Source organism: Streptomyces sp. NPDC017529, from assembly GCF_044329785.1.
In the GTDB taxonomy this organism is placed as follows: Bacteria; Actinomycetota; Actinomycetes; order Streptomycetales; family Streptomycetaceae; genus Streptomyces.
Window position 1 is genome coordinate 102,877 of the sequence record NZ_JBIRJY010000012.1, and the last position, 11,495, is coordinate 114,371.

The window sequence follows — 11,495 nt, forward strand, 5'->3', positions numbered from 1 at the left end:
GCTGCACCGCCTCCCGGACCCGCAGTAGTCTGCCTTGATCGTTGGCACGGGGGTTCGGAAGGCGGTGTGCGGGTGAGCTCGGGCGGGCTGGAGTTGCCCCCTGGTGACGACGGCCATGACGGCCAGGACGGTCACGAGGGACACGAGGGCGGCTCCGTCGACGCCCCGCCCGGGGCGGTGTCCCTGGCCCGGCCGATGGAGATCGGCGCGGAGCTGGACTGGGGCAGCGAAGCCTGGAGCGAGGTGCGTACGCGCGCCCGGCGGGCCGGGCGCGCGTACATCTGGCTGAATCTCGTCGAACAGCGGCTGCGGGCCGTCGTGGCGGCGGTGCTGAGCCCCATCTACGAGCCGGTGCACGGCGACGAGTGGGTCATCGCGGCCGCCGGGCCCACCGGGCAGGAGTGGGTGCAGCGGGCGGTCGCGGTCCGCGAGGTCAGCCGCCGCAAGGGCTACCTGCTCGACCCCGCGGACGACAACATCCTCAGCTTCCTGACCCTGCCGCAGCTGCGCGAGCTGATGGTGCAGCACTGGCCCTGCTTCGAGCCGTACTTCGACGACCGGAGGGAGGTGGAGCTGGCCCTCGACGAACTGGAGGTGGCCCGCAACATCGTCTCCCGCAACCGCGCCCTGTCCGGGACCGTCCTGGCCCAGGCCGAGCGGGCCTCCGCCCGGCTGCTGGAGATACTCGGCTCCGGCATCGGCACCCGTACGGCGGGACGGCTGCCCATCGACGCCGTCGAGGACCTGGTCGGCGACCGGTACGCGGACGTCGTGGGCGTCCACGCCGACCGGGTGCGCCTCCAGCGGCAGCTGCCCGCCGAGGACCTCTTCGGCGGTGCCCGCCGCCTGGACGCCGTCGGCATCGGCCTCAACCTCCTCGTGCAGAACTACTCGGGCCGCCGCATGGTCAGGCTCGCGGAGTCCGGCTGCCGCATCCGGCTGCTCTTCCTCAACCCCGCCAGCAGCGCGGTCCGCCGCCGCGAACGGGAACTCGGCCTCAAGAAGGGCGAGATGAGCCGCTCCATCGAGATGAACATCCTGCACATGCGGCGGGTGCGGGCGCGGCTGCGCGACCCCGGTGCCTTCGAGATCCAGGTCTTCGACGAGACCCCCCGCTTCACGGCCTACCTGGTGGACGGCGACGGCCCGGACGGCCTCGCCGTCGTCCAGTCCTACCTGCGGCGCAGCCGCGGCATGGAGTCGCCGGTCCTGGTCCTGCGCGGCGGCGGCCGCGAGATCCTGCGCCAGGAGCCGGGCGGGGACGACGACAACGGCCTCTTCTCGACGTACCGGGAGGAGTTCGAGAGCGTGTGGGCGGACTCGCGGCCGGTGTCGTAGGGAGCGGAGGCCCGGCCGGCCGCACCGGGACGGGCTGCGCGGCGCCGAGGAACTGGGCCTGTGGATCCAGGCCTCGTACAAACACTCGGGACTCGGCCGCATCGCGCTGCTCACCGGCGACCTGGAGGCGGCGCGGGCCCACCACGAGCGGGGGCTGCGGCTGGCCGCCGAGCAGTCGCACCGGCGCGGCGAGATGTTCGCCGATACCGGGCTGGGCATCGGCGCCCGCCGGGCGGGCCGGCTGGACGACGCCGAGCGGCACCACTCGCGCTGGCTGGAATGGTGCCGCAGCCGGGACGGCGACCCCGGCACGGCCCTGCTCCTCGCCGAACTGGGCTTCGCCGCCGAATCGGACGCGGCACTGGTGCGGGCAGCGGCCGGCGCGGAACGGGACGGCGGGGCACGCGTGGCGAGGACGTCCGCATCCGCCCGCCCCTCAACTGCGACTTCGGCTACCACATCCGCATCGGCGCCCGTACGTTCGTCAACTTCAACGCGGTCTTCCTGGACGCCGGGCCCATCACCATCGGCACGGACGTACAGATCGGCCCGAACGTGCAGCTCCTGACCCCGACCCACGAACTCGACCCGGAACGGCGCCGGGCCGGCTGGGAGAAGGCCGAACCCGTCACGATCGGCGACAACGTGTGGCTCGGCGGCGGAGTCGTCGTCTGCCCGGGGGCGAGCGTCGGCGCGGACACGGTCGTCGGCGCGGGCTCCGTGGTCACCAAGGACCTGCCCCCCGGCGTCCTGGCCGTCGGCAACCCGGCCCGGGTGGTGCGCAAACTGCGCTGAACCGCGGTGGCCGCCGTTCGGGCGGGGCGTACGGGCCTCACCCCTGTCGTCCGCTCCGCCACGCTCGCCGAGCGGCGGATGGGCGTCAAGGAAGGCGGGCCCGGGGCGAATCCGCCGTGTCGTGGCCACGGGGCCGGGCGGCGGTCGGCGGGCCGGGCCGGGCGCTGGGAACGTACCGGTCCCGGGGCGTTGTCAGTGTCGCGTGGGAGAGTAGGGGAACACGGGGGAAGCACCACCGAAGGAGGCCACCATGGGCTGGCATCAAGAGCTGCTGGTCAGCTTCGACTTGGAGACCACCGGCACGGACGTCGAGCACGACCGCGTCGTCACGGCCGCGCTGATAAGGCTTGCGGCGGACGGCCGGGAGACCGCGCGGGAGACCTGGCTGCTCGATCCCGGCGTGCCGGTTCCCGCGGAGGCGGCGGCCATACACGGGGTGACGACGGATCACGTCCGGGCGCACGGCGAGCCCGCGGCGGCCGGGATCGACGCCATCACCGAAGCGCTCGCCACGGCGCTGCGCGAGGGCATCCCGCTCGTGGTGATGAACGCGCGGTACGACCTCTCCCTGCTGGACCGCGAATGCCGCCGCCACGGCCTGCGGCCGCTCGCCGACCGGCTCGGCCGGCAGCCGGCGCCGGTCGTCGACCCGCTGGTGCTGGACAAGCACGTGGACCGCTACCGCAAGGGCAAGCGGACCCTCCAGGCGCTCTGCCGGCACTACGGGGTCGTGCTGGAGGCCGCACACGAAGCGGGGGCGGACGCGGTCGCAGCGGCCGGCGTCGCGCGGCGGATCGGCGAGCGGTATCCCTCGGTGGCCGGGACGGCGCCGGCGGCGCTGCACGCCCTCCAGGAGAAGGCGGCGGCCGACCAGGCCGCTTCTTTCCAGCAGTATTTGCGCCGCTCCGGTGACCCCGCGGCGATAGTCGAGGCGGCCTGGCCGCTCATCCCCCATCAGCAGTCGCGCGAGTTCGCCGAGGGCTGACGGGCCGGGTGCCGCCGTCGCGCGGCGCCGGGTGCGGGGGCGCGGGCGCCGGGCCGCCGGAGCGTCAGAAGGGGTACCACCGTACGGTCGTGTCGCCCTCGCGCAGGGAGGCGATGCGGCGGCGGAACTCCTTGAGGGCGGCGGGGTTGCCGGGGGCGTGCTGGGAGACCCAGGCGCAGCTCGCCGTTTCCCGGGAGCCGCGCAGCACGGCGCAGCCCTCCCAGTCGCGTACGTCCCAGCCGTAGACCCGCACGAACGTGTCGTAGGCCGCGGCGGACAGGCCGTAGCGGTCGCGGCTCAGGGCCATCACGACGAGGTCGTGTTCCCGCAGATCGGAGGAGAAGGTTTCGAGGTCGACGAGCACCGGGCCCCCGGGGCCCACATGGACGTTACGGGTCAGCGCGTCACCGTGGACGGGGCCGCGCGGCAGGTGCGGTTCCAGGGCGGAGGCGGCCGCGGCGAAGGCGTCGCGGCGGCCCCGCAGATACTCGGCGTCCCGCGCCGAGACCGCGTCGCCGGCCAGCCGCAGCCAGCGCTCCACACCGCCCAGCAGCTCCCGCCGGGGGAGGGGGAACGGCGGTTCGGGCAGTGCGTGCACCAGGCGCAGCAGGGCGGCCAGGTCGGACGGTTCGGCGGGCCGTACGGGGTCGGGCAGCCGCTCCCAGAAGGTGACGGGGTGACCGTTCACCAGGCGGGCCGCCGGCTCCGCCGCGCGTACCGCCGGCACGCCCTGCTCCGCCAGCCAGACGGCGACGCCCAGTTCCCGCTCGGCGCGCTCCAGCAGTTCGGCGCTGCGCCCGACCCGTACGACCGGTCCGCCGTCGCCCGTCGCGAACACCGCGTTCTCGCCGAGCGACAGCAGCCGGGCGTCCGCGGCGGCGTCGGGCCGGCCGGCCGCTGCCAGGACCTCGCGGGCGCGCGCCTCCGTGAACGGAATGGTGCTCGGTGCGGTCATGGGGGCGCCTCCTGCGGTGCGTGATCGGGACCAGTCTCGCAGGTCCCCGGCGCCGCCCGGCGGACGGATCCCGGCCGGGGCGCCCGGGAGGAAACGGTTCCGGTGCTTGACTGCGCCGACCGCCGTCACGACGATGACGGCGGCCGCCCGACCCGCTCCACCCGGGCGCGCGGCCCGTTCGTCGTGGTCGGAGCCGTTGTGGGTGGAAATGGTCGCGGTCGGCCGGTGCCGTCCGGGTGAACGGATGCGGGGGAGACGTGTTGGGGCGAGGCGGTCGCGGAACGGGACGTACGAGAGGACGCACGGGGGACCGGTGCGGGCCGGAGCCGGGCCGTGTCCGGTTCGCCGGGGGGCCACGGCGGTGACGCCACCGACCGCGGCCGGGCGCGCGGCACCGCGCCGCCCGGCGCCCGGGCCCGGCGGCGGTACCTGGTTCCTCGTCCTGCCGGCGCTGATCCCGATCCTGGTGCTGAGCGTCGGGCCGCTGCTCTACGGCATCGCGCTGGCCTTCACCGACGCGCAGTCGGGGCGTACGCAGGCCACCCAGTGGGTCGGGCTGCTGAACTTTTCCGACCTGCTCCGGGACACCCTCTTCTGGGAGTCGTTCCGGATCGGGCTGGTGTGGGCGGTGGGCGTCACGGTCCCGCAGTTCTTCCTCGCCCTCGGGCTGGCGCTGCTGCTCGGCCAGAACCTGCGGATGCGCTGGCTGGCCCGCGCGCTGGCGATCATCCCGTGGGCGATGCCGGAAGTCGTCGTGGGCATCATGTGGCGGCTGGTCTACCACCCGGACGCGGGCGTACTGAACGAGACGCTGCGCAGCCTCGGCCTGGCCGGGCCGGCCGGTGGCGTGGACTGGCTGAGCGGCACGGCCACCGCCCTGCTCGCCGTGATCGTCGTCGGCGTCTGGGCGGGCATGCCGCAGACCACGGTGGCGCTCCTCGCCGGGCTCCAGAACGTGCCGCGCGAACTGCACGAGGCCGCCGCGATGGACGGCGCGGGGGCCTGGCGCCGGTTTCGCACGGTCACCTGGCCCGCCGTCAAGCCGATCGCGCTGGCCGTCTCCGCGCTCAACTTCATCTGGAACTTCAACTCCTTCGCACTGGTCTACGTGCTGACCGACGGCGGTCCTGGCGGCCGCACCCGGCTGCCCATGCTGTTCGCGTACGAGGAGGCGTTCCGGTACGGGCAGTTCGGGTACGCCGCCGCGATGGGGCTGGCGATGGTCGCGGTCGTCTCGATCCTGCTGGCCGTCTACCTCTCCCGGCGGCTGCGCGGGGAGGAGGAGCGGTGAAGAGCGACCCGTACCGGACCCGCCGTGCCGCCGGCCGTGCCGGGCAGTACCTGGCCCTGCTCTGCTACCTCGTCTTCCTCGCCTTCCCCTTCCTCTGGCTGGTCTCCACCGCGTTCAAGCCGCCGCGCGAACTGGGCAGCGTGCACCCCACGTGGATCCCCAGGGCGCCGACGCTGGACAACTTCCGCACGGCCTTCGACGAGCAGCCGCTGCTCCAGGCCGCGGCCAACAGCCTGCTGGCCGCCGCGGCCGCGGCGCTGGTCGCGATCGTCCTGGCGACCCCCATGGCGTACGTCCTGGCGCGGCAGCGCACCCGCTTCGCGCGGGCGGCGACCGGCTGGGTCGTGGTCAGCCAGGCGTTCCCGCTGGTCCTGGTGATCATCCCGCTCTTCCTGGTCCTGAAGAACCTCCACCTCGTCGACTCCAGGACCGGCCTGGTCCTGGTGTACGTGGTGTGGTCGCTGCCGTTCGCGCTGTGGATGCTGACCGGTTACGTACGGGCCGTACCGCCGGAGCTGGAGGAGGCCGCCGCCGTCGACGGCGCGGGCCGGCTGCGCATCCTGGTCTCGGTCACCGGCCCCCTCCTCGCGCCCGGCATCGTCGCCACGGGCCTGTTCGCCTTCATCACCGCATGGAACGAGTTCTTCTTCGCGCTCGTCCTGCTCAAGTCGCCGGAGAAGCAGACGATGCCCGTCGTACTGACCCACTTCCTCGGGGCCGAGGGCGTCGCCGACCTCGGCCCGCTCGCCGCGGCGGCCCTGCTCGCCACGCTGCCCAGCCTGGTGGTCTTCGCCGTCATCCAGCGCCGTATCACCAGCGGCATGCTGGCCGGGGCGGTGAAGAACTGATGCGTGGCGCCGGGAGCGGCCCCGGTCGCCGTGCCCTGCTCGCCGCCGCCGCGGCCCTGCCGGCGGCGGCTCTGCTCCCCGGCTGTTCCGGTGGCGGCGGGCGGCGGGGCGGCGGTCGTTCCGTGCTCCGGTTCCAGTCGCTGGCCTGGCAGAAGGAGTCGGTGGACGCCAACAAGCAACTCGTCGCCGAGTGGAACCGCACGCGTCCGGACATCCCCGTCCAGTACGTCCAGGGCGCCTGGCCCACCGTCCACGACCAGCTGCTCACCTCCTTCGAGGGCGGCGAGGCGCCGGACGTCATCCACGACGCCTCCGACGACCTCGCGGACTTCGCGTACGGCGGCTATCTAGCCGACCTGACCGGCCTGCTCCCGCGCCGCTTGAAGGACGACATCCCGCGGCGCAGCTGGGAGTCGGGGACCTTCGGCGGCCGGGTGTACGGCGTCCCGTTCCTCCAGGAGCCGCGCGTGCTGATCGCGGACGGGGTGAAGCTGCGGCGCTCCGGGGTGCGGGTGCCGACGCCCCGGGAGCCGTGGACGTGGGAGGAGTTCGGGGAGGTGGCGAAGGAGCTGACGGGCGGCGGCGGGTACGGCGTCGCCTGGCCGTTGAAGGAGCCGGTCTCCGCCACGCTCAACCTCGCCCTGTCCACCGGCGGCCGGATCTTCCGGCGCCGCCCGGACGGCAAGACGGAGGTACGCTTCGACGCCGCCGACCAGGTGGTGCCGCGCGCCATTCACGACCAGGTCAACGTCGCCCGCAGCGCGGCCCGTACGACCCTGGGCATGGGCGGCGCCGACACCCTCCCCGGCTTCTTCGCGGGCCGGTACGCGATCCTGCCGCTCGGGTTCTCCTACCGGCAGCAGATCGCGCAGCAGGCCCCGAAGGACTTCGAGTGGACGGTGCTGCCCGCGCCGAGGGGCCCCGGCGGGGCGGATCAGGGCGTCAGCCCGCAGACCCTGTCGATCGCCGAGGACTGCGCCCGCAAGGAGGATGCGATGGCGTTCGTCGACTTCCTGCTGCGGCCGCCCAACATGGTGCGGCTCGCCCTGGGGGACTGGATGCTGCCGACGGGACAGGAGGCGTTGAAGGCGCCGGAGCTGCACGAGGACCGCCACGGCTGGGCGACGGGCACGGCGCTCGCGGGCACGCTGCGGGCCGCGCCCGCGCAGTCCGTGCGCGGGTATCCGGAGTGGAAGGACAAGATCGCGACGCCCGGTTTCCAGGAGTACTACAGCGGGGCGATCGACGTGGACGAGTTGCGCCGCCGCCTGGTCCGCGACGGGAACCTGGTGCTGGCCAGGTACCAGCGCTGAGGTTCCGCCCGCCTTATTATATTGCACGAGACGTATCGTCTCGTTTATGGTTCCGGACATGAGCCCTTCCACGCCTGCCCGCGCCCAGCGGCCCGCCCACATCGCGATGTTCGGCATCGCGGCCCACGGGCACGTCAACCCGAGCCTGGAGGTCATCCGCGAACTCGTCGCCCGGGGCCACCGCGTCACCTACGCCATCCCGCCGGCCTTCGCCGGCCTCGTCGCCGTCACCGGCGCCGAGCCCCGGCTCTGGAACTCGACGCTGCCGACGGACGAGGACCCGGAGGCCTGGGGCACCGAACTGATCGACCACCTCGAACCGTTCCTCGACGACGCCATACAGGCGCTGCCGCAGCTCCGCGCGGCCTACGAGGGCGACGAGCCGGACCTCGTCCTCCACGACAGCGCCTCCTACCCGGCGCCGGTCCTCGCCCACCGCTGGGGCGTGCCCGCGATCCAGCTCACCCCGCACCTGGTCGCCTGGCAGGGCTACGAGGCGGAGGTGGCCGAGCCGCTGCGCGCCGAGCTGCGCGGCTCCGAGCGCGGCCGGGCGTACTACGAGCGGTTCCGCGCCTGGCTCGACGAGCACGGCATGTCCGACGTGACGGACCCCGACCGGCTGGCGGCCGAGCCCGCGCGCGCCCTCGCCCTGATCCCGCGCGTCATGCAGCCGCACGCCGACCGCGTGGATTCCGCCCGGGTCACCTTCGTCGGCTCGTGCCAGGGCGACCGCGGCCACCAGGGCGACTGGCGGCGCCCGGACGGGCTCGCCGCGGACGCGAAGGTGCTGCTGGTCTCGCTCGGCTCCGCCTTCACCAAGGAGCCAGGCTTCTACCGCGCGTGCATCGAGGCGTTCGGCGGCCTGGCGGGCTGGCACGTGGTGCTGCAGATCGGCAAGTACGTCGAGCTGTCCGAACTCGGCGCCGTCCCGGAGAACTTCGAGGTGCACCGCTGGGTGCCGCAGCTCGCCGTGCTGCGGCAGGCGGACGCCTTCGTCACCCACGCGGGGATGGGCGGCAGCCAGGAGGGGCTGGCGAGCGGGGTGCCGATGGTGTGCGTACCGCAGGCCACCGACCAGTTCGCGAACGCCGGCATGCTCCAGGGGCTCGGCGTTGCCCGGCACGTTCCGAAGGAGGAGGCCACGGCGGACGTCCTGCGGGAGGCCGTGCTCGGTCTCGTCGGCGATCCCCGGGTCAAGGAGGCTTCGGAGCGGCTCCGGCTGGAGGTGACGGGGGAGGGCGGCGCCAAGCGCGCGGCCGACCTCGTCGAGGCGGAACTGCCGGGAAACGCGCCGGCCGATTCGTAGGGGAATATCGGCGCATTCCGCATTCCGAATAAGGGCGGCACGGCGCACTTGTTGCTCGGCGTGTCGGTCAAATTGCGATGCGTACGCGGGGATTGGCGGCCCGCATTCGCGCCGCCCTTCTTCGTACCGTGGGTAACTCCGAGCCGTCCACCGGCCCTCACCTGCGGCATGTTGCCTGCGTGTGAACGGAGTTGGGGTGCCCTCCGGCAACTCCGGTGGGTGTTTGACCCCTTCTGCGGCCCTTTGCAATTACGCAAGGTTGTTGTCTATCTCACACCGCCCGGCTGGCCTTGAATTGACCCCGTCAATCCGACAAGGTTTCGAGCCAGCCCGGTGGAGATCTTCCTGTTCGGCCGGGCTGTTGCGCAACGCTTTCCCCCCACACCCCGAACGAGGAGAACCCTCGCAATGGCTCACGCTCACAAGCGTTCCAGCAAGAAGCGGCTCGTCACGGGCATAGCCGCCGTGGTCGCCGCCACGGGTATCGCCACGGTCACCGCGGTCACGGCGGGCGCCTCGCCCGCCGAGGGCAAGATCTACGGTGCCGAGGCCAAGGGCGCCGTGAACGGCAGCTACATCGTCATGCTGAAGAACTCGGTCCGCGGCGCCGCCGTACAGGCCGAGCAGAACAAGGACCTGGCCGGCAAGTACGGCGGCGAGGTCAAGCGGACCTACTCCGCCGCGCTCAACGGCTTCTCCGCCACCGGGCTCAGCGCCGAGGAGGCCCGCCGCCTGGCCGCCGACCCGGCCGTCGACAAGGTCGTGCAGAACAAGAAGTTCCACATCGACGCCACCCAGGACAACCCGCCGTCGTGGGGCCTGGACCGCATCGACCAGGCCGACACCCAGGGCGACAAGAAGTACGCTTACCCCGACGGCGCGGGCGAGGGCGTCACCGCCTACGTCATCGACACCGGCGTACGCACCTCGCACCAGGACTTCGAGGGCCGCGCCACCTCCGGCTTCGACGCGATCGACGGCGACAACGACGCCACCGACGGCAACGGCCACGGCACCCACGTCGCGGGCACCATCGCCGGCAAGGCGCACGGCGTCGCCAAGAAGGCCAAGGTCGTGGCCGTCCGCGTGCTGGACGACCAGGGTTCGGGCTCCACCGAGCAGGTCGTCGCCGGCATCGACTGGGTCACCAAGAACCACAAGGGCCCGTCGGTGGCGAACATGTCGCTCGGCGGCGGCGCCGACGAGGCGCTGGACGCGGCGGTCCAGAAGGCGGTCGCCTCCGGCGTCACCTTCGCCGTGGCGGCGGGCAACGAGTCCACCGACGCGGGCCAGGGCTCCCCGGCGCGGGTGAAGGAGGCCATCACGGTCGCCTCCAGCACCAACACCGACGAGCAGTCCGACTTCTCCAACTTCGGCAGCGCGGTGGACCTCTACGCGCCCGGCTCCGACATCACCTCGGCCTGGAACGACAGCGACCAGGGCACCAAGACCATCTCCGGTACGTCCATGGCCACCCCGCACGTCGCGGGCGCCGCCGCGGTCTACCTGGGTGCCCATAAGGACGCCAAGCCGGACGCGGTCGCCAAGGCGCTGACCGACGGTGCCACGCCCGACAAGATCAAGAACCCGAGCGAGGGCACGCCCAACAAGCTGCTGAAGGTCGGCGAGAAGTAACCTCACCGCCCGTTCGGCTCAGGCCGCCGGCCGTCGCGCTCGCCCCCACGGGGCGCGACGGCCGGCGTCGTGCCGTTTCCGCACCCGCCTCAGCCGCAGTACCGCCGCGCCGTCGACTCCCGCTGCGGTGCCTCCAGCAGGCGCAGCCGGCTCTCGATCTCGCGCGGCAGCGGGCGCCGTTCGCGTACCACCCACGGCAGACCGCCGACGGCCTCCGCGAACGCCCGTACGGACACCGCGTCGCGGGGCACCGTCGAGGCGAGCGTGCCCGTCCGGCGCACGGCGGCGGCCAGCGGCCTGCGCAGCCAGGTGAACCACAGGGTGTTGCGGATGCCCTGGCGCCGGCGCAGCGTCGCGTCGCGGTGCGGGGACGCCCGGTGGTGGACGGTGAGCCGGTCGGCGTACGCCAGCCACCAGCCGGCGGCCGCGAGGTCGGCGGCGAGCAGTTCCTCCTCGCCGCCCAGGACCAGCCGGGGCGAGAAGCCGCCCGCCGCCCGGAAGGCGTCGGCGCGCAGCACGGTCGCGGCCGCCAGGAAGGAACCCAGCGCGGGCCCCGGCAGCCAGGAGGGCGCGGGCAGCGGGGAGTGCCGCAGTTCCTGGACGATCGGGTCCTCGGTCGGTTCGCCGGAGGCGGCGCCCGCTCCGGGGGCGTCCGGGTGCGGGTGGACCATGATGCGCGCCGTCACCGCGCCGAGCCGGGCGTGCGTGTCCAGCAGGTCGGCGGCCCCGGACAGGGCGCCGGGCTCCCACCAGGAATCGTCGTCGCAGAACGCCAGGTACGGCGTCGTCGCCACCCGAGCGGCCAGGTTGCGGCCGACCGCGCCGAGGTTGTGCGCCAGCGGGATGAGCCGGGGCGCGAGGGGGTGGCGGCGGACGGCGGGCGCGCTGCCGTCGCGGGAGCCGTTGTCCACCACGATGACGGGCGGCTTCTCGGGCAGTTCGGCGAGCCGGTCCAGGGTGTGCAGCAGGTCGTCGCTGCGGTTGTGGGTGATGACGATGACGGTGGTGCGCGGATCGGTCACGGGAGGC

The 11,495-nt window shown here is 73.4% G+C and carries 9 protein-coding genes and 1 pseudogene; 8 read left to right on the top strand and 2 right to left on the bottom strand.

Annotated elements, in window-relative coordinates; genetic code table 11:
* Window positions 1-72 precede the first annotated feature (72 nt).
* From ACH4K4_RS27120 to ACH4K4_RS27130, 3 genes are all read left to right on the top strand, one after another.
* A complete protein-coding gene (locus ACH4K4_RS27120) occupies window positions 73-1,338 on the top strand; it encodes an SAV2148 family HEPN domain-containing protein (RefSeq protein WP_398170783.1) in 1,266 nt (421 codons plus the stop codon).
* Window positions 1,339-1,617: 279 nt separating this feature from the next.
* Window positions 1,618-2,133, top strand: coding sequence for a sugar O-acetyltransferase (locus tag ACH4K4_RS27125; RefSeq protein ID WP_398170785.1), 516 nt, complete (start codon window positions 1,618-1,620; stop codon window positions 2,131-2,133).
* Window positions 2,134-2,383: 250 nt separating this feature from the next.
* Entirely contained in the window at window positions 2,384-3,118 is a 735-nt protein-coding gene (locus tag ACH4K4_RS27130; RefSeq protein WP_398170787.1) for a 3'-5' exonuclease, read from the top strand.
* A gap of 64 nt (window positions 3,119-3,182) precedes the next feature.
* On the opposite strand, the gene ACH4K4_RS27135 is transcribed toward ACH4K4_RS27130, so the two are convergent.
* Window positions 3,183-4,073: an aminoglycoside phosphotransferase family protein gene (locus tag ACH4K4_RS27135; RefSeq protein WP_398170788.1), complete on the bottom strand. Its 891-nt coding sequence runs from the start codon at window positions 4,071-4,073 to the stop codon at window positions 3,183-3,185.
* Between the two features lie 361 nt (window positions 4,074-4,434).
* On the opposite strand from ACH4K4_RS27135, the gene ACH4K4_RS27140 reads away from it, so the two are divergent.
* The 5 genes and pseudogenes from ACH4K4_RS27140 (at window position 4,435) to ACH4K4_RS27160 (ending at window position 10,466) form a co-directional block, all read left to right on the top strand.
* Window positions 4,435-5,364, top strand: coding sequence for a carbohydrate ABC transporter permease (locus ACH4K4_RS27140; protein ID WP_398170790.1), 930 nt, complete (start codon window positions 4,435-4,437; stop codon window positions 5,362-5,364).
* The gene (locus ACH4K4_RS27145) at window positions 5,361-6,212 is read left to right on the top strand and encodes a carbohydrate ABC transporter permease (protein WP_398170792.1); all 852 of its coding nucleotides are present in this window, start codon (window positions 5,361-5,363) and stop codon (window positions 6,210-6,212) included. The genes ACH4K4_RS27140 and ACH4K4_RS27145 overlap by 4 nt, the downstream gene beginning before the upstream one ends.
* Entirely contained in the window at window positions 6,212-7,525 is a 1,314-nt protein-coding gene (locus ACH4K4_RS27150; protein ID WP_398170794.1) for an ABC transporter substrate-binding protein, read from the top strand. Before ACH4K4_RS27145 ends, ACH4K4_RS27150 begins: the two co-directional genes overlap by 1 nt.
* 15 nt (window positions 7,526-7,540) lie before the next feature.
* Window positions 7,541-8,831, top strand: a pseudogene (locus ACH4K4_RS27155) (macrolide family glycosyltransferase).
* A 408-nt stretch (window positions 8,832-9,239) separates the two neighbouring features.
* On the top strand, window positions 9,240-10,466 hold the full coding sequence (locus ACH4K4_RS27160) for a S8 family peptidase (protein ID WP_398170796.1): 1,227 nt from the start codon (window positions 9,240-9,242) through the stop codon (window positions 10,464-10,466).
* An 89-nt stretch (window positions 10,467-10,555) separates the two neighbouring features.
* Here the strand turns inward: ACH4K4_RS27160 and ACH4K4_RS27165 are convergent, their stop codons facing one another.
* Window positions 10,556-11,488, bottom strand: a complete 933-nt coding sequence (locus tag ACH4K4_RS27165) for a glycosyltransferase family 2 protein (RefSeq protein ID WP_398170798.1) — start codon at window positions 11,486-11,488, stop codon at window positions 10,556-10,558.
* Window positions 11,489-11,495 lie beyond the last annotated feature (7 nt).

Coding starts and splice junctions, on each gene's coding strand:
- ACH4K4_RS27150 (WP_398170794.1), top strand. CDS start 6,212: ATGCGTGGCGCCGGGAGCGGCCCCGGTCGCCGTGCCCTGCTCGCCGCC.
- ACH4K4_RS27160 (WP_398170796.1), top strand. CDS start 9,240: ATGGCTCACGCTCACAAGCGTTCCAGCAAGAAGCGGCTCGTCACGGGC.
- ACH4K4_RS27135 (WP_398170788.1), bottom strand. CDS start 4,073: ATGACCGCACCGAGCACCATTCCGTTCACGGAGGCGCGCGCCCGCGAG.
- ACH4K4_RS27125 (WP_398170785.1), top strand. CDS start 1,618: ATGGTGCCGCAGCCGGGACGGCGACCCCGGCACGGCCCTGCTCCTCGC.
- ACH4K4_RS27130 (WP_398170787.1), top strand. CDS start 2,384: ATGGGCTGGCATCAAGAGCTGCTGGTCAGCTTCGACTTGGAGACCACC.